We start from the raw sequence: 23,329 nt of genomic DNA, 5'->3' as shown, positions 1-23,329 counted from the left end.
AATCCCTTCGGCTCCCGCCGGACAGGGGCGGTACCTTGCCGCCATGTGCATCTCGACAGGTGAGGCCGCGTTCTCCGGCACGATCGTGTACTGCGGACGGCAGCACCACCCCGTGCACGGCCTCATCCACGTCCTGGGCTACCAGAACACCGCCGTCGATCTGAGGGATGGCTCGAACGCCATGCTGCTGCACGTGCCCACGCGGCAGCTCACCCCCAAGCACTTCCTCTCCGCCGGACGCACCGGTGACGTCCTGCACCGCATGGTCGCCGCCGTCGAACCCGTCGCCGCAGCAGCCGACGACGCCGCGTGGATGAGCGCGGGACCGCAGCCCGTCCAGGTCTTCAACCACGACATCTACACAGTGGTCCTAGCCGCCGACCCCACAGCGGTCCCCGCCGCACTGCGGCAGGTGCCGCCACACCGGCGTCCGCAACTCGACCCGGAACTCCTGCGCTTCCATGCCGACCACTTCCCCGACCACACCATCGCCGTGTGCTGCTTCGACAACGCCGACGCGCGACGCGCCAAGCCCCTGCTGCTGTGGTACCCGCCCCTCGACCCCGACCGGCTGACCGTGCCGGCACTGGACAGCCACACCGGGGCGGCGCCGGACCTCGACACCTCCGTGCCCGTGGACCACTGGGTGCTGCTCTCCACCGATTAGGCCCCCTCCGGCTGGGGTGAATCCGTCGACTACCCGAGGGGCATGCGGCACAGCCTGCGCGCTTTCCTCCCCGCCACCGTCGTGGGCCGGTACTACGGCCGCGAACAGACCCTGCTCAACGGAGATTTCACCATCAGACACCGTGACCTTCTCGCCGGCGACCTCGACCGCATCGAGCGCCTGCAACCGACCCGCCGGTCCGGCTGACCAGCGGGACTGAAGAAGCCCACGGCTCTGATCAGCTCAGATGCCGCGGGCTTCTGCGTTGTCGGTCGCCGTCGGGCAGCCTCGCACGGCCCCGAGATGGCCCGAGCGGGGGCGTCGCGGTGCGCCCCTCGATGCGAACTACAGGCGGAGTGGTCGCTGAAGTCTGCTGGGCTGGGCAGGTGGCCATTCAGAGGTATGGGCACTCGGTGCTGGTCAGCGTGGTTGCTGTACTTCGCTGCTGTACTGCATCTTCGAAGGCCGTCCCAGCGCTTTACCTTGGGTCTTGTCTCCGATCTCGGTGACCGTATGTGCGTGCCGCTGTTAACGTCCGTCGCATGAAGCGCACCGTCAGAATCGTCCTCCCATCTGTTCTTGTAGCGCTCGTAGCGTGCTCTCCTCCTCCCTCGGAAACGGAGGGAACATCGACTCCTCGCCCTCACCTGGTCGCCGGTATCGATGGTGAGTCCCTGAGCGAAGCGGAACGCCGATACCTGGACGACGTCTTGGAGAAGGCCCCGGGCACCAAGGCCGGTGCGAAATGGAGGAAGGGTGTCATTTCAGGAAAAACGGATAAAGGCGCTCTTGACATGATTTTCGACGGCGAGCGATTGGCCTTCTGTGAAGGCGCGCCGCGACGCGATCAGGACTCCTTCACCGCACAAATGGGGCAAGATGTGGGGAGGTTCACGTTTATTCGTCAGGAAGCCGCACGCGAGCATCTGTGCTGAAACGCAGTTCGCGGTACACCTCCGACACACTCGGCATGCCTCCGACTTGCCGCCGAAGCGGCATCGTAGGTCGGCGGAGTCTCGATAGGGCGTGGCAAGCGCCGGGAGGCCCGGCCCAGCGGCTCCCCGTCACCTCCGAGACGAGCTGCAGGGGGCCGTCGCCGTCCGCGGGCGTTGCCGTCTGCGTTGCCGTCTAGCTGGGCCCGACAGTCTTGGCGATGTTCTGACACGCGGTCTGTTGACGCCGCGCTCCACACGGCGTTGGATCTTCCCTGCCCGTGCGGGTGTACGGGTAGAGAGCTGGGACGATGACCGAGGACGCCAGACCCGGGCTGATAAGGGTGGTGTACTTCCAGCGGACGTGCGCATCGATGATGGGCGGCGGCGCGGTGCTGTCCGAAGGGTTGCTGCTGGTCTTGATCGGTACGGCTCACCGGCTGGAGACCCTCCTGGTGGGAGCAGTTGCGGTGGCTCTTGTGTCACTGGTGCTACTGCCGCTGCGCTTCCGTCTCCCCGCCCGGCTTCGCCGCACGTACGAGCATGCCGTGCGGATCGACAGTGCCGAAGAACAACCGCACACCGGCCAGGACGCGGCGCAGCGGCTGTCGCTGGGGCGCACGGCCGGATTCGTGGGTGGAGCGGTCTGTTGGATGATGCTCATCGGCCTGGCATCGCATCAGCTGATCCCGCCGCTCATGCTGGTTCCGGTGGCCGTGGCCCAGTGGGCGCAGTCCCGGGCGACCGCGAAATGGGAGCGGGTGAACGGGGCAGACCTGTGGCAAACCGTGCCCGGGCTGCTGGGTGCCCGAGGCCCGGTGTTTTATGTGAGGGCAGAGCGCGGTATCTGAAGCCACGGTCTTAGGGGCCGTCACTCCCGGCACCGCTTTAGGAGAGAGGTAGGGGAGCCTTGCCTGTGACCTGTGGCCTTCTTGGACCGAGCTAGCGGGCGGAATACGCCTGTTAGCCACCCTGGTTGACCGTGGCAGACCCCTGTATCTGGCACGACTGTGGCACATGGCGACTTGCCCGGTGTGGCGCCGCGCCCTTCTGATCCGCAGCTCTATCGGGCCGGTCGGGGTCCGCGCGCGACCTCAGCGGGGAGAGGTGGTAGAGGCTCCGTCCAGGCAGTGGTCGTATGCAGACTTGATGGAGGGATACAAGGCGCCCAGAGCTATTCGACTGCCCGGGGCGTCGTCTTCGCAGACGTATCCCCCTGGGCCTGAAGCTGCCTTGACGTGCAGCACTACTTCGTAAGATGAAATGTGCACGTTGTGCTTCGCCCCCGCTGGGATGACTCCTAGGCTGCGCTGCTCCGCGCATTCGTTGTCACCGTCGCCAGCACACCAGAAGACGTGCACTGGGCCCGATGCGTCGTTCACCAGGACGATCGGATCGACGTTCTCTGGGTCGGTCGGATCAGGGTTGCAGCCAGCGAGAGCGAGTGCAGTCAAGCTCAACAGGATCGTGGTCGCAACGCGGACAACACGGCTGTTCAGCAGGTCCACTGGCTCTCCGAGGGGTCGTCATGCGAAGCAGCACAGTAACGCAGGATGGCCACTCCAGGACATGAGCTTGGGAAGCTCGTGTTTCCTGGCCCCGGTTGCCCTGCTGACCTGCGGTCAAGAGCGCTGGTGCCCCTGCTCGGCCGCCGCTCGATTCCCCGGTGTTCCCCGTGGTTCCCCGCACAACCTGGCACGCGTCTGGCACGACCTCCTCGTCCTGAACTACAGGCGGAGAGGTCGCTGAGGTCTGTAGACCTGGTCAAGCGGATGCTAGTGGCTCAAGATGTTCACCATGGTTGCCACGGTTGATGTGCTTCTGTGCTGCACCGCAGCGGCCCCGCTGGCCCCTTGCTCTCAGAGGAAGCCGCTGCTCGGACCCTTGCGGGCGCTTGGTCGGCTGAGGCCCGTCCTCAGGTAGCCTCACAACGCCCGACTGTCGGGCAAGCAGGTGTAGGCGCTCGGGGCGCAGCGAGACCCCGGCGACCTGGCCTTCACTGCCCCGGGCGACCTTCCGAAGGAGTGCATCGGTGGAAGCGGAAGACTGGTGTCTGGTCTTTCTCGCTTTGATGGCCCTTGCCGGGGCCTTTACGCGGGTGAGTCAACCATGGCGCTACAAGTTGATCCTGCCCACTGGATTACTGGGCGCCCTGGCGGTTGGGGTGCTCATCGGGAATGCCGACTGGAAATGGTACGGAATTCCCTTCCTGCTCATTGCTGCCGGAGGAATACTGGACGGCCTGTGGGTATCCGGAGTTTGGCGCGCCGGGCGCAAAATCTTCCGATCGAGCGGAATGCGACGTCGACAGAGCCATTGAGCCTTCTCCATCTTCACTCTGAGCTGGTCAGATGAAGGGTGAGGACGGCCTGGACGAGGCTGGTGATCCGGGTGATCGAGCACCGGAGTTTGCGGAGGAGCCGCCAGGACTTGAGGGTGGCGACGGCCTGCTCGACGGCCGACCGGCACACCTCCACAGCGCCCGGCAGGTCCGCCGGCCATCGTCCTCCCGCTCGGCCAGGACGTAGACGCTTCGGCGACGACGTCGCTCTCCTCGCCATTCACCGGGCCCCCATCCCCCACCCCGGCAACCACCTTCAGCACGTCCAGCGCGGACACGCTGGCGTCAGCGGGCAGTAGGCGAGGATGCCTTGCTCCTCCGGCTGGCGCCTTCTCATCGGAGGCGGACATCGGGCACGGTGTTGTGGAAGCGGGGAAGTCGGGGACCGAGGAGCAATCTTGAAAACCGTCGTGGCGCGAGTCACCGTGGGTTCAAATCCCACACCCACCGCGCAGGTGAACGGCCCCTGACCAGGTAAAACGGTCAGGGGTCGTTGTGCTGTGCGATGCCCGCCAGACACCGTGGCTCCCCGCGGCTCCCCGCACGATCGGGCATGGATGGGGCACGGACGACATTTGATCCGTAGCTCTACAGAGATCGGTCAACGAGGGTCGTAGAGGCCGCCGTTCGGGCCTTCAGAGTGGCTGTCGGTGTCATGGGCGGCTGCTGTGGTTGCTGTATTTCGCTGCTGTACAGCAACGGTGTCCTCTCACACCTTCTGGCAACCGCCATGGTCCGTGGTGCTTGGGTGCCCCGCGCGCCCTGCGGGAGATGTCAGTGTGATCTTGACAGGGGCCTGGGCTCCCGCGTCCACTTGCCTGGACGGTTGAAGGGGGGATCAATGGACGACGTTCGGGGAGTTCCGTGGCGTGAGGCCGCTCGCAAGACGGGTTTCTGCTGGGCGCTATGCGCGGTCGTGGCCGCCTTTCTCAGCCTCTTCGGCGACGTGGCCGGTCTGCCCGTCGCCGCGCCCGTCGTAATGGTGCTGACCCGGTGGTTTTGGGAACGGCATCGTTACTGGGTCGCCGGCATCGCAGCGACTCTCGCAGGCAGCCTCGGCGTTGGCTTCCTCGTCGACCTGACCCGCCCGCACCTCGGGAACTTGTATGGCGACGCACTCGCCACGGCCGTCGGCGCGACGGTGGCCATCGTTGCCTTCACCGCCGTTTCTCGGCTGACAGCACCGCCATCCGGATCTGCGGCGCGACACGATCGGCACTGAGGCCGAAATGATCTACACCAAGGCTCTTTCCAACTGTGTTGGCGGGGTCGTAAGCCTCGTACAGGGTCGTTCACCTGTGTTCATGGCTGACCGGGTCCCGGGACCAGCCTCGCCCACGGTCCGGTCCGAACGGCCCTGTACGGGGCTGAATGAGACGGGAACTGAGACGGCCCGGCCGGCGACTGGGCCGTCTCGTGAGCTGCGTGACCTTCTGATCCGTAGCTCTATGTAGATCGGTCGGTGACGGTCATACAGGCCGCTTCATGGCCCCTCGGAGGCACTACTGGTCGAGGCTGGTTGCTGTGGTTGCTGTACTTCCTTGCTGTACAGCTCGTTTCGCCGCCGCGTTCTGGGCATGAGCCTCACGCCGCAGCCGACGCTCATTCAAGAAGGCGGAGCTGACCTATCGGCACTCCGAGGAGAGCAGGCAACGCGAAGTCGCCGCCGGGCTCGGCGGCCTCGTACGCGCCGAACGTGCGAAGCACCACAGCGGTGACCGCACGCACCACACGGAGGAGCCGCCGGAGAGCTAATGGCGTGTGACCACGGGGGTTGCCGAGTCCGCGCAGGTCTCTGTATCGTCTTTCGATAACATCGATAATCGATAGGGGCAGTTGTCATGTCGAAGGTCCGCAGTCCTCTGGAGCCGATATCGACGGGGTTAGGAGCGTCCTGGCGCTGCTCGCGGCGCTGATGGGCGTGGGACTGTTCGCCTCGCTGTTCGCCGACGGCGGGTCTGTTCTCGGCGTCGGCCAGAAGTTCATTTGTGCCACGGATGCCAACACGAGGATCGGCGGCGATGAGCAGCCGAGCCCGGACTTCGCACCCGCACCGGGGGCCACGTTCAACGTGAGCGCCCACCCGGAGTACTGCACGGAAGCCCCCAGTACGGTGCAGAGTCTGCTCAACACCGCAACCCAGCTGGCTCCCTTCATCTTCGTCGTTGGAGCGCTCCTGCTCGCCCTCTGGGTGATCCGAAGTGCAGCGCGCGACGGCCTCTACACCACACAGACCGCAGAGCGGCTGCGCCGGCTGGGTTGGTGGATACTGGCAGGCAGTGTGCTCACCTCGATTGCTACGTCTATGGCCGAGAAGGCTCTCCTCGCCACCCTGAGGCTCAACAGTGACATCAGCGCTCTCTCCGGACTGCTGTCGTGGGACGTTCCCTTCCTGGCGATCCTCACCGGCCTCGGCGTCCTATCCTTCTCCCGGATCATGCGCGTCGGCATCACCATGCGCGAGGACCTCGACGGGACAGTCTGATGTCTGAGGAGAAGCAGGAGCACGCGATCGAGGTCCATCTCGACCGGCTGCTCGAGGAGCGGGGGATGACCTTGACGGAACTCGCCAACCGGGTCGGAGTCACCCACGTGAATTTGTCGATCCTCAAGAACGGCAGGGCAAGGGCCGTGCGGTTCACCACCCTGAGCCGCATCTGCGAGGTACTGGAATGCCAGCCGGGCGACCTCCTCAGTTACCGCCCACACTGAGCAGTCGGCGAGCCGTTCCTGCACTCCACCAGCGCACTACCGGTGGGGCCTCAGGGCTCAATCAAAGTGGGCCGGGGTGACTGCTATTGGAGCACCAGCTTGGAAGGGTGCGTATGTGGACGACGGCCGACCTGGCAAGTCTCTGACCTGTGCGGGAGCGCCTGTGACGCCGCTGTTCCTCGTGAGTCCCCGGCACGTCCCGCGGCATCGGGCACGCGGCGGGCACGTGGCCGACTCTCCGCTTTTCTGGCGAGTTGATCGTGCGGGCCGGATCATGATCCGGCCCGACAGCGACAGACGTCGACACCCCGTGACATACCGCTGCGTACGCTGACGTCCGTCGTCGTTGCCGTCAGAGGCCGTCGGGCGGGGATGGTCTTGAAAGTCGTACTAACGTGCGGCGAGCAGACCCTATGATCACTCCACCTAAGCGTCCGCTGCGGCCGCACACGCCTCCGAGACAGGCCAAAGACGATGACACGCAAAGCTCCCTGGATCCTTGCCCGCTCCGCGCAGGTGGCGATAGCGGCCGCCGCCGTGGCTGACACGTTCCGCGCGGCGGCAGTCCGGGATCACTACCTGGACCACACGGATGCGTCCCTGCACAAGTCGGGCTTCATCTCCATGATTTTCATCTATCTGATGACTCTCGCGATCGTGCTCTTCCTCGTGTGGCTCGCCCGGTCCCGGCGCAACGCCCAGGAGCTGTCCCCCTGGGCCTCGGTCCCGAGTCGGGGCTGGACGATCGGTGCGTGGTTCATACCGGTGGTCAACTTTTTTGTCCCGCGCCAGTTGGTCCTTGACATCGGGCGCGCGAGCTCCGCGTCGTGGGAGGAGAAGCGGGACACAACACTGGTGAATCTGTGGTGGGTGGCCTGGATCACGCATGCGCTAGTGCTCATGGTGGTGGGCGCCTGGGTGGCCCCGGGGTCGATGGCCTTCCTCGTGGTGGCGGAGTCGCTCATGATCGCGGCGGCCGTGCTGCTGGGGCTCGTCATCGAGCGCATCACGGCGGTGCAGAGCTCCGCGCTCGGTGCCACCGTGCCCGTCGCACCTCTCGCCCAGGCATGAGTCAGTCCCCCGATGTGCTCTCCCACGACGACGCGATTGGCTGCGCTGAAGTTCCCCCGTGGGGCTGGACAGCCTGATAATGGGACGGTCGGTCCCGGAGGAAGCAGTTCCAGGTAGTGAGCAAGAAGAGCAACACGAGCAAGCGATACACGGCCGAGTTCAAGCGGGACGCGGTCGCGCTGGTCCATTCGTCAGGGAAGACGGTGACCGAGGTCGCCCGTGAGATCGGGGTGAGCCCGGAGGGCCTGCGGAACTGGGTGAACCAGGACAGGGCGGATCGGGGCCAGGGGGCCGTGGGTGCTCTGACCAGCGATGAGAAGGAAGAACTGCGTCGTCTGCGGCGGGAGAACCGGGAACAGCAGCAGACGATTGAGGTCCTGAAAAAAGCCGCGGCCTTCTTCGCGAGGGAGTCGACGAAGTAGCCGTGCGCTACGCGTTCATCGACGCGGAGAAGGAGCGAAAGACGTCGGCGCGAGCCGCCTCGTGGCCGCAGACCCAGGACCTCGACGGGAACGGAGGCCGACGCGCAGCCTTCCTCGGCAGACGACGTCGACCACTGCACGCCGCGACTGCAGCCGCCACCTGCTCCGTCAGGCGGGCTGCGGGGCCGTCCTCCTGGCTCCCAGACGGCGGGTGCGGTACTTGCCGACCAAGCGGCAGACGGCGTAGATCGTGAACGAGATCGTCGTGACGTACGGGCTGATGGGGATGCTGCTGCCCAGGGCGAGGAGAATGCCGCCCTCGATGGAGATCACTGCGAAGACGATGCTGAGCAGTGGTAGCAGTACGGGGGAGGCAGTGACGCGGGCGGCGGCCGCTGCAGGGGTGACGACGAGGGTGAGGACCAGCAGGGCGCCGACGACCTGCACGGACAGGGCGACGGCGAGGCCGAGCACGATCATGAAGGCGAAGGACAGTCCTCGCACCGGGACGCCGCGCGCCTCGGCGACGTCCGGGTCGGCGCTGGCGAAGGATAGCGGCCGCCACATCACCACCAGAGCCACCAGGACCACGGCGGAAGTGCTGAGCAGCCAGGTCATCTGCGGAGTATCGACGGCGACGATCTGGCCGGTGAGCAGGCCGAATTTGTTGGCCGCCCGGCCCTTGTAGAGGGCGAGGAAGAGGACCCCCAGCCCCAGGCCGAACGGCATGAGGATGCCGATCGCCGAGTTGCGGTCCCGGGCCCGCGCTCCCAGGACTCCGATCGCGCCGGCCGCGACGAGCGAGCCGACGATCGAGCCCGCCACGACGTTCGTCTCCAGCAGCAGCGCGGCCGAGGCACCCGCGAAGGACAGTTCGCTGATGCCGTGCACGGCGAAGGGCAGGTCGCGCATGATGACGAAGACACCGGCCAGGCCGCCAATCAGGCCGAGTGCGGCGCCGGCGACGAGGGAGTTGCGGACCAGGGCGAGCAGTTCGCCGTAGTTGTCGAAGTTGAAGATCTGCTGCCAGATCCCGTCGGCGAGCGTCATGGCCGGGCTCCGCCGGACTCGTGGCGTTCGTGGCTGTGGTGAAGCTGGGCAGCCGGTGCGTCGGGTACGCCGGCCACCACGATCCGGCCGTGGACGCGAACGACGTCGATCTGCGTGCCGTACAGGCGGGAGAGCGAGCCGGAGGTCAGGACGTCCTCCGGCGTGCCAACGCGATGGCCGCCGGGCGCCAGGTACAGTACCCGGTCTACCAGGTCGAGGACTGGGTTGATCTCGTGGGTCACGAAGACCACCGCCGTGTCGTGGGAGCGGCGGCGGGCATCGATCAGTTCGGTGACCGCCCGCTGGTGGTTCAGGTCCAGGGAGAGCAGTGGTTCGTCGCACAACAGGATGCGCGGGTCGGTGGCCAGTGCCTGCGCGATGCGGACGCGCTGGCGTTCGCCACCGGACAGCAGTCCGAGCGGGACGTCGCCGTACGCCAAGGCCCCGACCTGCTCCAGGATCTCGTCGACCCGCCGGTGGACGGCGTTCGTGCGCAGCCGCGGGCCGAAGAGGTGGCCGTCGATCCCGAAGCGCACCAAGTCGCGGGCGCGCAGCATCGCCTGCGCGGACAGTGTCGCCTGCTGAGGGATGTACCCGATGCGCCGTCCGGCGTTGTGGGAAGGGCGGCCGAGGACGCTCAGCGTTCCCGCGGACAGCGGCTGTCGGCCCAGCAGGGCTTTCAACAGGCTCGTCTTGCCCGACCCGTTCGGCCCGAGCACGGCGAGGAACTCCCCGGGCCGTACGTCGAGGTCCAGATCACGCCACACTGTCCGCGTGCCGTAGGCCACGGCGGCGCTGCTGAGGCTGATCAGCGGGGCGGTGTCTGCGCGGACGACGCTGGTTTCCGTCCTGCTCTCGTGGGCCCGGGGTACGGGAGCCACCTCCGGTCACCTCACTTTTTCAGCGCGCCGGCCAGCGCGTCGACATTGGAGGTCATCCACCCGACGTAGTCCTTGCCCGTGGGCAGGGTCTCGGTGACGGGAACGATGGGGATGCCGGCCGTCTTGGCCGCCTGTTCGACCTTCTCGGTCTGCGGACCGGAGGTCTGTGCGTTGTAGACCAGCGCCTTGACCTGCTTGCCGGTGAACAACGCGAGAGTGGCCTGCAAGACCTTGGGGGAGACGTCACTGCCTTCTTCGACGGCCTTGCTGAACTCCTCGGGAGTCTTGTTCACCAGCCCGTCGGCTTCGGTCATGTACAGCGGCACGGGCTCGGTCATGGCGATGGCCTCGCCCCCGTGATCCTTCTTGATCTGCGCTTCCTTCGCCTCGAGCGGCTTGAGCTTCGCCTTGAAGGTCTCGGCGTTCCTGGTGAAAGTGACGGCGTTGGCGGGATCTGCCTTGCCCAAGGCCGTGGCTATGCGGTCGGCGATCTTGGCGGCGGTGGGGAAGTCGTACCAGACGTGCTCGTTGAGCTCGCCGCCCTTCGGAGCGGTCTTGCCGGAGACATTGATCGCGTTGATGACCGCGGCGGAGGAGTTGCTGCTCTTGAGCATCCGGTTGATGAAGTCGTCGTAGCCGCCGCCGTTCTCGATGACGACCTTCGCCTTGGATAGGGCCAGTTGGTTCTGGGTGTTGGCCTCGTAGGAGTGTGGGTCCTGGTCGGGGTCGCTGATGATCGGCGTAACGGCGACCTTGCCGCCGCCTATTTGCTCGACGATGTCGCCGTACACGTTCGTCGAGGCGACCACCGTGACCTTGGAGGAGGCGGCCGGGGTCTGCGAGGCGCGCCCGTAGCTTTTGGCGTCGGAGGAGTTGCCGCAACCGGCCACGAGAACCAGGCAGGCGCCCGTGAGGAGAGCGAGACAGCAGGACGGGGACGTGGGCATGGATCCTCCACGACGCGTGCTGCAGGGGCCTTCGCAAAAGCGCCTGGTCCGACCCGAATCGATCCGGGCATATACACCACGCTAGGTGGTAGTGAATGTCAAAACCATGACCTGATCGCATCGATGTGACAATCATTGCGGAGAACTGGCATACCGGCTACTCGTGCGATGGCGTCGCCCCAGCAGGGGCTGCAGATGCTCGTGAGCTCCAAGGTGCGCTCGAAAAAACTCGGCGAATCCGGTGGTTGCGGCCAGGGTCTCGGTCCAGCGCTCCACGCTCCTCCGCGTCCACGGGGCGCGGCTGAGGCTGAAGCGTCGGCGCTGCGGGCGCGGGTGGTGTCCGGCCTGGCGCGGCATCAAGAGCTCTGCACCGCTTGCCGCTTCTAGTAATGACAATCATTTGCGATTACTGTGCGAGTCGAGCGTCGCGCGCCCTGCTTCGGAGGGGCGCTCCGGTTGTCCGGCGTCTGTGGTGTCCACGGCAGCGGACCTTGGTGTCCGGCGTGCGCGCCCGCTCGTCGACTGGCCCTATGACACTGGATTCCTGGAGCAGTGATGAGCGACCCTTATGAGCGGTCCGCGGAGTACCTCGACATCATGATCGCCGAGGCGTGGGAGGCGCTGGCTCCGGCGCTGGCGGATGCCCTGTCGAATGCTCGGGCGAGGGCCGGTGCGGTGGTGGACCTCGGTGCCGGGTCCGGCCGGGGCGTGCGCGTCATTTGCGACGCGCTGCCGCAGGGGCCGGTCCTCGCTGTCGAACCCTCCGCCGCGATGCGCGCCGTCCTGCTTGCCCGCGTCCATGAGGACGGCGAACTGCGCAAGCGGGTCACGGTGGTTCCCGGCGACTGCGCGAGCACCGACTGGCCCGACGGTGTGCGCGCGGTCGTGGCCCTGAACGTGATCGGTCATCTGCCGCCCGACCAGAGGCGTGCGCTGTGGAACCGAGCCGCCCGGCAACTCGCCTCCGGCGGAGTGCTGGTGTTCAACGTCACTCCGCCGTTCGCCCCGACGGAAGTGGAGCGGGTGCGGATGGCCCATGTCGCCATCGGTGAACTGGAGTACGAGGGCTGGGCGAGCGCGCGCCCCTCCGGAGTGGACGAGATCACCTGGTGCATGGACTACCAAGTTCTGCGCCAAGGGCGGGTGCTGGCCGCGGACTCGGTCCAGTACCGCTGGTGGGTCGCCACGGAGGACGCCCTGGCGGCCGAGGTCGCCCAGGCGGGGCTCGCGCTGCGCCGGGTCGGTGATCCGGGGTTGGGGCTGTGTGTTCTGGAGCGTGTGAGTGCAACGACATCGCGCGCTGATTGATTTGATAATCATTTTCATTTAGGTTTCACTGGTGTCCTGCTTCCCCTGCCCTGAGGGGGAAGCGCCTTCCTGCCTGCCGCTGCAACGGAGACCGGATGAACCAGCCTGTACCGAGCGACGACATCCTTGCCCGCGTCATCGACTGCATAGCCGAAGTCCTCGGCACACCACCGCAGAAGGTCGCGCTGACGACTCCGCTCGCGGCCCTGGGACTCGAATCGTTCACCGCGGTGCGGCTGAGGCGACGGATCCGCGAACGCACCGGTCAGGACCTGCCGTTGACCGCCTTCCTCGGTGAGGGTGCCACGGCCCGCGCGGTGGCGGACCGCCTTCTCGCCGTACAGGTGCCGGACGGCGCCCCGCACTCCGGGCCCCCCGACGGCGAGGCGCAGGCGGCAACGGAACCCGGTGATGTCCGGCGTGGTGAGGAGAGGTCAGGGGAGGGCTTTCCCCTGACGCCCATTCAAGCCTCGTACCTCGCAGGACGGGCCGAGGGCATGCCCCTGGGCGGGGTGGCCACCTACTACTACTACGAGTACGACCGCACGCCCGGCGGCGTGGATCCGCTCGTGGACGTGGGTCGACTGGAAGCCGCGTGGAACCGGCTGATCGAACACCACCCGATGCTGCGCATGACGGTGGATGACCGAGGTTGCCAGCACATCGCCGAAGCCCTCGGCCTCTACCAGATCGGCGTCACCGACCTGCGTCGCGAACCCGCCGAGCGGGTGCAGGAAACGTTGTCGGTCCAGCGTCGGGAGCGTTCCCACCAGAACCGCCCCGCCGGTTCCTGGCCGCTGTTCGACATCCACGCCACGTTGCTGCCCGACGGGCGGACCCGGCTGCACGTCGGGGTGGACGTGCTCCTGACCGATCTGGCCGGCTGGATGCTGCTGATGCGCCAGTGGGGGCGTCTCGTTGAGGACCCCGCCCACCGGCTTCCCGAGCCGCCGGCGCAGTTCGCCGACCTTCAGCGCGCCCGCTCCGGAGACCCCGAGTGGGCGGCCCGGCGCGCACGCGACCGTGCCTACTGGGCCGCACGCGCCCCCGAGCTGCCGCCGTCGCCGCGCCTGCCCCTGCTGCGCGACCCTGCCGACACCAACCCGCCCCGCTTCGTCCGCTCCGCCGCAGAGCTCGACGCCGGCACCTGGGCCGAACTGCGTGCCCGGTGTACTGAGCACGCGGTCACGCCCACCGCCGCCCTGCTCGCGGCCTTCGCCGTCGTACTGGGACGGTGGGGCGCCGGGGAGCGGGTATGCCTGAACACCACGCTGTTCGACCGCCCGGAATCCGATGATGGGACCGAAGGGGTGGTGGGCGACTTCACCACCACCGCCCTGGTCGGCACGCCCCGGTTCAGCCCCGCCGACTGGAAGGGCTTCGCGGACTACGCCGCCGCTGTCAACCACCGCTTCTGGGAGGACCTGGACCACCGGTCCGTCTCCGGTGTAGAGGTGCTCCGGGACCTGCGGGCGTGCACCTCGCAGACGGTGGGAGCCCCCAGTCACCCGGTGGTCTTCACCAGCGGGGTGGGTCTCGCGGGCGACGGGGAGCCCCCGGCCGGCTGGCTCGGCCAGGAGGTGTACGGCATCTCCCAGACCCCCCAGGTCCTGCTCGACCACATCGTGTGGGACGAGGGCGGGCGGCTCCGCCTGGCCTGGGACGCCGTCGAGGGAGCTTTCCCCGACGGCTGGATCCCGGCCCTGCTCGGCGCCTACGTACGTCTGTTGAACACCCTGACGCGGCCCGACGCCTGGCGCGACGCCGCACTGGGGTGGGATCCCTCCTTTCACCCCGAAGAGCCCCTCGACGCCGTGCCGTTCCCATCCGCGGGCCCGCTGCTGCACGATCCGGCCGTCGACGCGGCACGCCGTCAGCCGCAGCGGCCGGCCGTGCGCACCTCCGCCGCCACCGTCACCCACGGCCGCCTCGCGGAAAACGCCGCCGCCACCGCGGCACTGCTGGCCTCCCGGGGAGTGGGACCCGGCGACATGGTCGCCGTCGCCTGCGAGAAGGGGCCCGCGCAGATCACCGCCGCACTCGGCGTCAACCTGAGCGGGGCGGGCTATCTGCCGGTCGAACCCTCCTGGCCGGCCGCGCGGATCGCAGCCGTCTGCGAGCGGGCCGGTGTCCGGCACGCACTGATCGGCCGGGGTGTGAAGACCGACTGGCCCGACGGCGTCACCGCGCACCGCCTGACCGCCACGGGCCGGCCCGCCCGCGGCGCCGCCGCCTTCGCCGAACCCGTGCCCGCGCCCACGGACCCGCGCCCCGACGACATCGCCTACACCATCTTCACCTCGGGCTCGACCGGCAGCCCCAAGGGCGTGGAGATCCAGCACCGGGCCGCGCGCACCACCATCGACGACATCGTCGACCGGTTCGCCATCGGCCCCGAGGACCGGGTGCTGGCACTGTCGGCACTCAGCTTCGACCTGTCCGTGTTCGACATCTACGGCGTCCTGGGCGCCGGCGGCTCCTTGGTGCTGCCCGATCCCGCCCGGCAACGCGACCCGCAGCACTGGCTCGAACTGGCGGGCCGGAACGGCGTCACCGTGTGGAACACCGCTCCCGCCCTGCTCGAAATGCTCGTCGAATACGCGGAGATGGAACCGGACGAGGCCGCCACCGCGCTGCGCACATTGCGTCTGGTGATGCTCTCCGGCGACTGGATCCCCCTGTCCCTGCCCGACCGGCTGCGCCGACTAGCCCCGCAGGCAAGGGTGATGAGCCTGGGCGGGGCCACCGAGGCCTCCATCTGGTCCATCACCTACCCGATCAAGCGCACCGATCCGCGCTGGCGCAGCATCCCCTACGGCAGGGCCCTGCGCGGTCAGAGCTTCTTCGTCCTCGACGAGGACGGCGCGCCCTGCCCGGTCGGTGAGGCGGGGGAGTTGTTCATCGGCGGCGACGGACTGGCCCGCGGCTACACCGGCGATCCGGTCCAGACCGCCGAGAGGTTCGCCGTCCACCCCGTACTGGGCCGCCGTCTGTACCGGACCGGGGACCTCGGCCGGTGGACCGCCGACGGCACCATCGAGTTCCTCGGACGCGTCGACCGGCAGGTGAAGATCCGCGGGCACCGCATCGAACTGGGCGAGGTGGAGGCGGTACTCGCCCGCCATCCGGCGGTCCGCCAGTGCGTGGTGTCGTCGATGCGGGGCCCCGACGGGCGACCCCGGCTGGTCGCGCACCTGTCCCCCCGGGGAGCGAGCGAGCCGCCGACCGCCCAGAAGCTGGCGGACGCCCTGCGTGAACGGCTTCCCGACTACATGGTGCCCAGCCGGTTCGTGATCCTGGACCAACTGCCGGTGACGGCCAACGGCAAGATCGACCACGCGGCGCTGACCGCCGCACCGGCCGACGCCAGGCCCACGCATGCCGCTGCGTCCGGCGCGGTCGCCGCCGAGCAGAACGAGCCCTCCACGCCCTCCGGTACGTTCCCGGCCGAGTCCGCCAGCCCCTCACGTGCCGTTGACGCCACGGGCGCGGAATGGGTCGCCGCCGCGCTCGCCGAGGCGGCCGCCCTGGGGCTGGAGGCCGCCCTCGTGATCCGGCCCGGACGGCTGCGACCGGACCAGGCACTGGAGGCGTCCGCCCACTGGCTGAGGCAGGTGGCACAGACCACCGACGGCACAGCCGCCGAACCGCGCCTGGCCGCCGGCGGACTGGCGGAGGTGGTCTGCCACCCCCGCGGGAGCACCGCCACGACGCCTTACTCAGCCACCGGTCCGGCAGCGGCGTCCATTGCGCCCGCCCCGGACCGGCACGTCACCGAACCCCGTACGTCCCCCCACGGCCGAGGGCAGGGCACGGTGGACCCCGCCGTACTGGACGCGCTCACCGCCGTCCTAGCCGACTTCACCGACCTGCCGGTGACACCCGACAGCACCTTCAACGCCCTCGGCGCGACCTCCCTGACCCTCGTCCTCACCCACCGCAGGCTCCGCGAGAGCATCGCCCCCGGCCTCGCGCTCGCCGACATGTTCGAGCACCCCACCGTCGCCGCCCTAGCCGCCCGCATCACAGCACAACGTGCCCCGGACACCGCCCGACCCCCCAGCGCCCACGGCACCGGCTCCGTTCCCCCGCCCACGACCCCGCAGCCCGAACGGCCCGCGCGCAGGACCTCCCGCGTCGCCGCACGCGCCCTGGCCGAGGAGACCACGCGATGACCGAACCCACCTTCTCCCGGGGATACATGCCGGACGCGTCCCGGCCGGATCACCCGGCCGTGGAGGACGACCTGATCGCGGTCACTGCCCTGGACTGCCGGTTCCCGGGAGCCCCCGACACGGCGGCGTACTGGAACCTGCTGGTCGAGGGCCGCAGCGGACTGACCCGGCACAGCGAGCGGGAGCTGGCCGAACGCGGTGTCCCCGCGCGCCTGCTGGCCAACCCGGCCCACATTCCCGTCAGCGGGGTCATCGACGAACAGGACCACTTCGACCCCGAGCCGTTCGGCCTGACCGATGCCGAAGCGGCCGTGATGGACCCCCAGCAGAGGCTCTTCCTGGAAGCCTGCCTGCGCGCCCTGGAAAGCGCCGGGCACGGCGGCGGCACCGGGGCGGGCGCGGTGGGCGTCTTCGCCGGCGCCGCCCACAGCGACTACCTCGCCCGCAACCTCGCGGACCGGTACGCCGCCTCCGCGACCGACCCCGTAGGCAGTCTCCAGGCGGCCCTCGCGGGGGTGGCCGACTACCTCCCCCTGCACGTCGCGCACCGCCTCGCGCTCACCGGGCCCGCCGTCGCGGTCGGCACCGCCTGCTCGACGTCCCTGGTCGCCGTGCATCTGGCGGCCCAGTCGCTGCTGGCGGGGGAGTGCGACACCGCCCTCGCCGGGGGCGCCTCCCTGATCGTTCCGCAGGGCAGGGGCTACCTCCATGTCCCCGACGGGATCTTCTCCGCCGACGGCCGTGTCCGCACCTTCTCGGCGGAGGGCACCGGCATCGTCCACACCCAGGGCGTCGGCGTGGCCGTACTGCGACGGCTGCGCGACGCCCTCGCCGACGGCGACCCCGTCCTGGCCGTCCTGCACGGCTCCGCCGTGAACAACGACGGCGGCGACCGCACCGGCTTCACGGCCCCCTCACCGCGCGGACAGGCCCGTGTCGTCTCCGAGGCGCTCGCCGTGGCCGGTCTCACGCCGAGGGACATCAGCTACGTCGAGGCCCACGGGACCGCCACCCGGCTCGGCGACGTCGTCGAGGTCGCCGCGCTGCGCCGCGTCTTCGGCGGCACGGGCCCGGCCTGGTGCGCCCTCGGCTCGGTCAAGAGCAACATCGGGCACGCCAACTCCGCTGCCGGCATCGCCGGATTCGCCAAGACCGTACTCGCCCTGCACCACGGTCTGCTGCCGCCCACGCTGGACGCCCTGCCGCTCAACCCCGACCTCTCCCTGGACGACTCGCCCTTCACGGTCGTCCACGAGGCCACCGGCTGGACCGGACCCCGGTACGCGGGAGTCAGCTCCTTCGGTATCGGCGGCACCAACTGCCACGTCGTCCTGGGCAGTGCCCCCGTCCGTCCGGAACCCCCCGCCGACCCGCGCCCGCAACTCGCCCTGCTCAGCGCGCACCGCGACGACGCCCTCGCCCGTCTCGCCGAGTCCACCGCGACGGCCCTGCACACCACACCGGTCGAGACCGCAGACGCCGCCCACACCCTGCACACCGGCCGCGCCACACTGCCCTACCGTGCCGCCGCGGTGATCACCGGGGCGGCGGAGGCCGACACCCACGCGCTGCGCACCGCCCCCCGACGGCGTCCCGGCGCCACTCCGCCCCGCATCGTGCTGGCCTTCCCCGGCGGCGGCGCGCAGTACGCGGGCATGGGCCGCGAACTGTGCGCCGAGGAAGAGGAGTTCGCCCGTACCGTGCGCGAGTGCGCCGACCTGTTCGACGACGGCACGGGCATGGACCTCACCTCGCTGATCACGGCCGATCCGTCCGACGACCGGGCACGCCGGCTGCTGCGCGATCCCGCCCACGGCCTTCCGGCCCTGTTCACCGTCTCCCTCTCCGCCGCACGCACCCTGCGTTCCTGGGGCGTCGAACCGGACGCGGTGGTGGGCCACAGCCTCGGCGAGTACGTAGCCGCCGTCCTGGCCGGAGCCCTGTCCCTGCCCGACGCCGCCGCCCTGGTCGCGGTCCGCTCACACGGTATGTCCCGGGCGGCCGGCGGTGGGGCGATGCTGACGGTCCCGCTGGCCGAGCGGCAGACCCTGGCGCTGCTCGCCGACCATCCGGAACTGGACCTGGCCGCGGTCAACGGCCCCCAGTCCTGCGTGGTGTCAGGACCCTCGCCGGCCGTCGCCGAACTGGAGCGGACCCTGACCGCGCGCGGCGAGCGCGCCGTACGGCTCTCCCTCGACGCGGCCGCCCACTCCCGTCTGGTCGACCCGATCCTGCCCGAACTGCGCGCGGCCGCCGACACCGTCCAGCCACGCGTCCCCGGCATCCCGCTCGCCACGACCCTCACCGGAAAGCTGCTGCACACCGCTCCCGACGCCGACCACTGGGTGGCGCACCTGCGCTCCACGGTGCGCTTCTCCGACGCCCTGGCCGCCGCCCTGGGCGAGGGGCCGGCCGTCCTCGTCCAGGCGGGACCGGGCAGCGCACTGCTCCAACTGGCCCGGCAGCAGCGGGAGCGGCAGCCACTGGCCACGCTGGCTACCTTCCCTGACCGTGACGAGCCGCGCGGAGGGCGTGCCGCGCTGCTGGCGGCCGCCGGAGAGCTGTGGACGCTGGGAGTTCCGTTGGACGCCGCCGCGCTGCACCGGCCGGGGCGCCGCAGGGTCGTCCTGCCGGGCCTGCCCCTGGAACGCCGCAGGCTGTGGATCGATCCGCCCGCTGCGGGCCCCGCCGTCGACCGCCCGGCTGCGGCGGCTACGGAGGACGGCCACCGCACCACGCAGGCCGCCCCCGACGAGGCGGAACCCCTCCAACTGCCCGTCTGGCGGCGCACGGCCCCGGTCGACACGGACCGGTCGGCGCTGCGGGGCCGCTGGCTCGTCGACGGCCCGCCGGACTCACCGCTGCCCGAGCGGGTGCGCGCCGCGCTCGCCGCCGCCGGGGCCCTCCCTGTCACCCTCGACGAGGCGGCCCGGGACCCGGACACCTCCTGTGCGGGCGTCGTCGTGATCGGCTCGCACAGCGGCACCGGCGAGGACCCGGCCGACGACGGAGCGGACCCGGCCGGAAAAGTCGCCGCGTCGGTGCTGCGTTATGCGGAGATGGCGCGGACCACCGCCTCCTGGGCACACCGCACCTGCCTGCTCCATATCAGCCACAACGCCCAGCAGGTGGAGAGCGCCGACCGTCCCGCGGCCTCCGCCGCCGCCACCCTCGCCGTCCCCCGTGTCCTCGCCCAGGAGTTCCCGGGCCTGCGCTGGCGGGCCCTGGATGTGCCGGCCGACCCGTCGGACACGAGCGTTCTGGAGGCAGTGCTCGCGGAGGCCGCGGACCTGGTGTCCGAGGGTCCGAGCGGTGTCGAGTGCGCCGTCCGCGGCGGACACCGCTGGACGCGCGGCATCACGCCCTGGCGGCCGTCGGTACCCGCGCCGGACACTGAAGGGCCCGTCGTCACTGACGGTGCCACCGGCACGGCCGTGGTGCTCGGCGGCCTCGGAGACGTGGGCCTGGCCCTGGCCGGGCACCTCGCCCGCTCGGGACGGCGGGTCGTGGTCACCAGTCGCACCGGGCTCCACCCGGATCCCGCTCCGGGGAGCAGCGAGGCCGAACGGGCGGAGACCGTACGTCTCCTGCGGGACTCCGGCGCCGACATCGAGGTCCGTGCCGCGGACGCCGCGGACACCGCCGCCACCACGGACCTGCTGCGCGAACTGACCGACCGTGATGGACCGTTGGACCTGGTCGTGCACGCCGCCGGCGTGGTCGCCTCCGCCGCCGTCGCACCGCTGCGGGCCACCGATGAGCACACCGTACGCGCGCACGCGCACGCCAAGGTCACCGCGGCCCTCGCGCTGCGCACCGCCGTGCACAGCCTCCCACCCGACCGCCGCCCGGCCACCGTGCTGCTGATGTCCTCGGCCACGGCGTTCGTCGGCGGCCTGGGCCTTGCCCCGTACGCCGCCGTCAACCGCTTCCTGGACGCGCTGGCCGAACACGAGCGCGCCCAGGGCCCGGGATCCCCCCGTTGGATCAGCGTGGCCTGGGACGGCTGGCGCGTGGGCCCCGGCCGGAGCGAGCGCACGGTGGCCTCCCGGCACTCGATCGGCCTGGCCGACGGCATGTGCACCGTGGACCGGCTGCTGGCGCTCGCGGCCCGGGGCCGTGCCCCGGCGTCCATCGCGGTCTCGCCGGCCGACTTGGCGTCCCGTACCGCGGGCACGCCCACCGTCGTACCGGCGTCCGTCGTACCCGCTTCGGGCGCGTCCACGGCACGGCCTCAGACCGGTGCCGAGTTCGCCACGGGTGCCGAGACACAACTGGCCGAGGTCTGGTCGGAGCTGCTGGGCTTCCCCGTCACCGACCGCGACGCCGACTTCTTCGCACTCGGCGGACACTCCCTGCTGGCCACCCGGATGCTCGCCCGCCTGCGCGACGACCACGGAGCCGACCTCCGGCTGCAGGACCTGCTCGCCCGGCCGACCATCGCGGCCCTGGCCCCGCTGCTGCCCGGCGGGGAGCCGCGGCGCGCGCCCGCAGAAGCGACGGATGCGGCGCTCCCGCCCCAGGCGCCCGGCGACGGCCCCCGGGAGTTCCCCCTCACCCGGGTGCAGCACGCCTACTGGGTCGGCGGATCCGGCGGCTACCGCCTCGGCGACGTTCCGTGCTCCTTCCACCTGGAGTACGACTGCCCCGGCCTGGACACCGACCGCTACGAAGCGGCGTGGAACGCGGTCATCGCCCGCCATCCGATGCTGCGCGCGGTCATCTCACCCGAAGGCCGCAACCGGGTGCTCGACAAGGTGCCCCGCTACCGCATCCGCGTGCAGGACCTGACGAAGGACGATGACGCCGAACGCGCCCGGAAGCTGGAGCGCGTCCGCGAACGTATGGTGCGCCGCGAACCCCGCCCGGGCCGCTGGCCCCTGGTCGACATCCGGGCCGCCCGCTTGCCGGGCGACGTCGTCCGGCTGTTCGTCAACGTGGACGTGCTGGTGTGCGACACTGCCAGCTACCTGATCTGGGACCGCGAACTGCGTACCCTCTACCGTGACCCCGGTGCCCACCTGCCCGCACTGGACACCACCTTCGCGGACTGCGTGGCCGCGCTCGAACACCGCGCCGAGGGCCCCGAGCACGCGCGGGCCGCCGCCTACTGGCGCGCCCGGCTGGATGACCTGCCCGGCGCGCCTGCGCTTCCCGTAAAGACGCAGAATCTCGGTGACCGGCCACGTTTCGCCCGGCGCACCGCCCGTCTGGAGCCGGACCGCTGGGACGCCCTCAAGGCCGAGGCCGCCCGGCGTGGACTGACCCCCACGGCTGTCCTGCTGGCGGCCTATGGGGAGGCCCTGGCCCGATGGTCCGGGCAGGACCGGTTCGCCCTCACCCTCACCCTCTTCGACCGGCCCACGCACCTTCCCGGAGCGGACGCGGTGGTCGGCGACTTCACCTCGCTGATGCTGCACGAGGTGGACCGCTCGGACACCCCCTGCTTCGCCGACGCAGCCGAGCGGGCCCAGCGCACCCTCTTCGAGGACCTGGACCACCGGGAGTTCTCCGCACTCGACCTGTTGGCGGAGAAGTCCTCGCGCACCGGCCGCACCGAGTCCGTCCCCGTGGTCTTCACCAGCGCCCTCGGTCTGTCCGGTCCGCTCGGCGGCGGACACGACCTGGACTGGGCGGGCACACCCGTGTACGGCGTGAGCAGCACCCCGCAGACCTGGCTGGACCACCAGGCGATCGAGCAGCACGGGGCGCTCCTGCTCCAGTGGGACGTGCTGGAGAGCGCGCTGCCCGCCGACGAGGCGGACGCGGCGTTCGCCGCCTACACCGCCCAGGTGCGCCGGCTGGCCGACGTGCCGCAGGTGTGGGACCTCGAAGCCCCCCGTCCCGCTCCCGCACCCCCGGCCCGTGAGCCGGACCGGACGGCACCTCTTCCCGCCCCGCAGAAACCGGCCCCCGCCGGACGCGGCCGCCACGCCGACGCCGACGTGGCCATGCTGCTGCACGACGGCGACGGCGACCGCCCGCTGTTCCTGATGCATCCCTCCGGCGGGGACGTACTGTGCTACGGCGAACTCGCCCGTCTGATCACCGACAGCCGGCCCGTGGTCGCCCTCACCGATCCCGCCCTGACCGGCGCCACCGGACCGCGGACCATCGCCGAGATGACGGACCGCTACCTCGCGGCACTGCGCGACCACCAACCGCAGGGCCCCTACCTGCTGGGCGGCTGGTCGATGGGCGGCACAGTCGCCCACCAGATGGCGGTCGAACTCGAACTGCGCGGTGAGAGAACCGACCTCCTCATCCTGATCGACTCCAACATCCCCGATCGCATAGGGGCGTTGGGCGGAACCGACCGTGCCCAGGACACCGCCTTCGCGGCCGTCCGCTACCTGCGCTCGCTGGAGGCGTTCCTCGACCTCGATCTCGGCCTGGGCGCGGACGCGGAGGTGATCCGCAAGGCCCAGAGTCCAGCGGGGGTACGCCAGGCCGTCACCGAACGGCTGCGGCAGGCCGGCCTGCTCAGCCCGCGGGACACAGCCGACCTCCGGCTGGAGGTCTTCGAACGGCACCTGCGGGCGCTGGCGGACCACCGGGCCGGACACCTCACCGATCCGGCCACCCGCCTGCTGCTCATCGCCGCGTCCCGCCCCTCGCCGCACAACGCCGGCGTCGGCATGGGTGTCGACGACGCCGGGGACCTGCCCGCTCTGGGATGGCTGCCGCACGTCAGCGGCCCGGTCGACGCCCACACCGTCGAGGGCCACCACTACTCCATGCTGCACGACCCGGCGGTACGCCGGACCGCCGCCCTGATCGACCGGGCCCTGGACGCCCTGCGCGCCGACCGGTAGGCCCCCGG

General features: G+C 70.0%; 16 protein-coding genes and 1 pseudogene. 13 read left to right on the top strand and 4 right to left on the bottom strand.

Going from position 1 to position 23,329, the window contains the following annotated elements; translation table 11 throughout:
• Positions 1 to 43 precede the first annotated feature (43 nt).
• The 5 genes from ACWEK3_RS33560 (at position 44) to ACWEK3_RS33540 (ending at position 3,919) form a co-directional block, all read left to right on the top strand.
• Positions 44 to 667, top strand: a complete 624-nt coding sequence (locus tag ACWEK3_RS33560) for a hypothetical protein (RefSeq protein WP_453251384.1) — start codon at positions 44 to 46, stop codon at positions 665 to 667.
• Positions 668 to 709: 42 nt separating this feature from the next.
• The gene (locus ACWEK3_RS33555; RefSeq protein ID WP_453251383.1) at positions 710 to 874 is read left to right on the top strand and encodes a hypothetical protein; all 165 of its coding nucleotides are present in this window, start codon (positions 710 to 712) and stop codon (positions 872 to 874) included.
• A gap of 335 nt (positions 875 to 1,209) precedes the next feature.
• Positions 1,210 to 1,602, top strand: coding sequence for a hypothetical protein (locus tag ACWEK3_RS33550; protein WP_453251382.1), 393 nt, complete (start codon positions 1,210 to 1,212; stop codon positions 1,600 to 1,602).
• Positions 1,603 to 1,910: 308 nt separating this feature from the next.
• Positions 1,911 to 2,450 (top strand): hypothetical protein, encoded by a 540-nt coding sequence (locus ACWEK3_RS33545; RefSeq protein ID WP_453251381.1) that lies wholly within the window; start codon positions 1,911 to 1,913, stop codon positions 2,448 to 2,450.
• Positions 2,451 to 3,631: 1,181 nt separating this feature from the next.
• Positions 3,632 to 3,919, top strand: coding sequence for a hypothetical protein (locus tag ACWEK3_RS33540; protein WP_453251380.1), 288 nt, complete (start codon positions 3,632 to 3,634; stop codon positions 3,917 to 3,919).
• A 13-nt stretch (positions 3,920 to 3,932) separates the two neighbouring features.
• On the opposite strand, the pseudogene ACWEK3_RS33535 reads toward ACWEK3_RS33540, so the two are convergent.
• Positions 3,933 to 4,106 (bottom strand): annotated as a pseudogene (locus ACWEK3_RS33535) (IS5/IS1182 family transposase); the annotation flags it as partial.
• A gap of 675 nt (positions 4,107 to 4,781) precedes the next feature.
• Between ACWEK3_RS33535 and ACWEK3_RS33530 the strand changes: the two are divergent.
• From ACWEK3_RS33530 to ACWEK3_RS33510, 5 genes are all read left to right on the top strand, one after another.
• The gene (locus ACWEK3_RS33530) at positions 4,782 to 5,162 is read left to right on the top strand and encodes a hypothetical protein (protein ID WP_453251379.1); all 381 of its coding nucleotides are present in this window, start codon (positions 4,782 to 4,784) and stop codon (positions 5,160 to 5,162) included.
• A gap of 699 nt (positions 5,163 to 5,861) precedes the next feature.
• Positions 5,862 to 6,425 carry a DUF2975 domain-containing protein gene (locus tag ACWEK3_RS33525; protein ID WP_453251378.1) on the top strand — a complete coding sequence of 188 codons (564 nt, stop codon included), beginning with the start codon at positions 5,862 to 5,864 and terminating at the stop codon, positions 6,423 to 6,425.
• Complete coding sequence (locus tag ACWEK3_RS33520) at positions 6,425 to 6,652, top strand: helix-turn-helix domain-containing protein (protein WP_376505102.1); 228 nt, start codon at positions 6,425 to 6,427, stop codon at positions 6,650 to 6,652. The genes ACWEK3_RS33525 and ACWEK3_RS33520 overlap by 1 nt, the downstream gene beginning before the upstream one ends.
• 474 nt (positions 6,653 to 7,126) lie before the next feature.
• On the top strand, positions 7,127 to 7,723 hold the full coding sequence (locus ACWEK3_RS33515) for a DUF4328 domain-containing protein (protein ID WP_453251377.1): 597 nt from the start codon (positions 7,127 to 7,129) through the stop codon (positions 7,721 to 7,723).
• A gap of 116 nt (positions 7,724 to 7,839) precedes the next feature.
• Entirely contained in the window at positions 7,840 to 8,145 is a 306-nt protein-coding gene (locus tag ACWEK3_RS33510) for a transposase (RefSeq protein ID WP_390879061.1), read from the top strand.
• Positions 8,146 to 8,313: 168 nt separating this feature from the next.
• On the opposite strand, the gene ACWEK3_RS33505 is transcribed toward ACWEK3_RS33510, so the two are convergent.
• Genes ACWEK3_RS33505 through ACWEK3_RS33495 form a run of 3 tightly spaced genes read right to left on the bottom strand, consistent with a single transcriptional unit; the run spans position 8,314 to position 11,023 of the window.
• Positions 8,314 to 9,195: a metal ABC transporter permease gene (locus ACWEK3_RS33505; RefSeq protein WP_453251376.1), complete on the bottom strand. Its 882-nt coding sequence runs from the start codon at positions 9,193 to 9,195 to the stop codon at positions 8,314 to 8,316.
• Positions 9,192 to 10,076, bottom strand: a complete 885-nt coding sequence (locus ACWEK3_RS33500) for a metal ABC transporter ATP-binding protein (protein ID WP_453251375.1) — start codon at positions 10,074 to 10,076, stop codon at positions 9,192 to 9,194. The genes ACWEK3_RS33505 and ACWEK3_RS33500 overlap by 4 nt, the downstream gene beginning before the upstream one ends.
• Before the next feature lie 11 nt (positions 10,077 to 10,087).
• Positions 10,088 to 11,023: a metal ABC transporter solute-binding protein, Zn/Mn family gene (locus tag ACWEK3_RS33495; protein WP_453251374.1), complete on the bottom strand. Its 936-nt coding sequence runs from the start codon at positions 11,021 to 11,023 to the stop codon at positions 10,088 to 10,090.
• Positions 11,024 to 11,578: 555 nt separating this feature from the next.
• Here ACWEK3_RS33495 and ACWEK3_RS33490 point away from each other — a divergent pair.
• The 3 genes from ACWEK3_RS33490 to ACWEK3_RS33480 all read left to right on the top strand — a co-directional run bounded on the left by ACWEK3_RS33490 (position 11,579) and on the right by ACWEK3_RS33480 (position 23,321).
• The gene (locus ACWEK3_RS33490) at positions 11,579 to 12,331 is read left to right on the top strand and encodes a class I SAM-dependent methyltransferase (RefSeq protein ID WP_450544507.1); all 753 of its coding nucleotides are present in this window, start codon (positions 11,579 to 11,581) and stop codon (positions 12,329 to 12,331) included.
• 95 nt (positions 12,332 to 12,426) lie between these two features.
• Positions 12,427 to 16,506: an amino acid adenylation domain-containing protein gene (locus tag ACWEK3_RS33485; protein WP_453251373.1), complete on the top strand. Its 4,080-nt coding sequence runs from the start codon at positions 12,427 to 12,429 to the stop codon at positions 16,504 to 16,506.
• Positions 16,503 to 23,321, top strand: a complete 6,819-nt coding sequence (locus ACWEK3_RS33480) for an SDR family NAD(P)-dependent oxidoreductase (RefSeq protein WP_453251372.1) — start codon at positions 16,503 to 16,505, stop codon at positions 23,319 to 23,321. Before ACWEK3_RS33485 ends, ACWEK3_RS33480 begins: the two co-directional genes overlap by 4 nt.
• Positions 23,322 to 23,329: the final 8 nt, after the last annotated feature.

It is taken from the genome of Streptomyces sp. NPDC004721, assembly GCF_053601495.1.
This window is presented reverse-complemented; position numbering and strand designations above follow the sequence as displayed.

Excerpts from the sequence above, each read along its gene's own strand:
- ACWEK3_RS33530 (WP_453251379.1), top strand. The coding sequence starts at position 4,782 with ATGGACGACGTTCGGGGAGTTCCGTGGCGTGAGGCCGCTCGCAAGACG.
- ACWEK3_RS33480 (WP_453251372.1), top strand. The coding sequence starts at position 16,503 with ATGACCGAACCCACCTTCTCCCGGGGATACATGCCGGACGCGTCCCGG.
- ACWEK3_RS33555 (WP_453251383.1), top strand. The coding sequence starts at position 710 with ATGCGGCACAGCCTGCGCGCTTTCCTCCCCGCCACCGTCGTGGGCCGG.
- ACWEK3_RS33485 (WP_453251373.1), top strand. The coding sequence starts at position 12,427 with ATGAACCAGCCTGTACCGAGCGACGACATCCTTGCCCGCGTCATCGAC.
- ACWEK3_RS33520 (WP_376505102.1), top strand. The coding sequence starts at position 6,425 with ATGTCTGAGGAGAAGCAGGAGCACGCGATCGAGGTCCATCTCGACCGG.
- ACWEK3_RS33545 (WP_453251381.1), top strand. The coding sequence starts at position 1,911 with ATGACCGAGGACGCCAGACCCGGGCTGATAAGGGTGGTGTACTTCCAG.
- ACWEK3_RS33550 (WP_453251382.1), top strand. The coding sequence starts at position 1,210 with ATGAAGCGCACCGTCAGAATCGTCCTCCCATCTGTTCTTGTAGCGCTC.
- ACWEK3_RS33560 (WP_453251384.1), top strand. The coding sequence starts at position 44 with ATGTGCATCTCGACAGGTGAGGCCGCGTTCTCCGGCACGATCGTGTAC.
- ACWEK3_RS33495 (WP_453251374.1), bottom strand. The coding sequence starts at position 11,023 with ATGCCCACGTCCCCGTCCTGCTGTCTCGCTCTCCTCACGGGCGCCTGC.
- ACWEK3_RS33515 (WP_453251377.1), top strand. The coding sequence starts at position 7,127 with ATGACACGCAAAGCTCCCTGGATCCTTGCCCGCTCCGCGCAGGTGGCG.
- ACWEK3_RS33490 (WP_450544507.1), top strand. The coding sequence starts at position 11,579 with ATGAGCGACCCTTATGAGCGGTCCGCGGAGTACCTCGACATCATGATC.
- ACWEK3_RS33505 (WP_453251376.1), bottom strand. The coding sequence starts at position 9,195 with ATGACGCTCGCCGACGGGATCTGGCAGCAGATCTTCAACTTCGACAAC.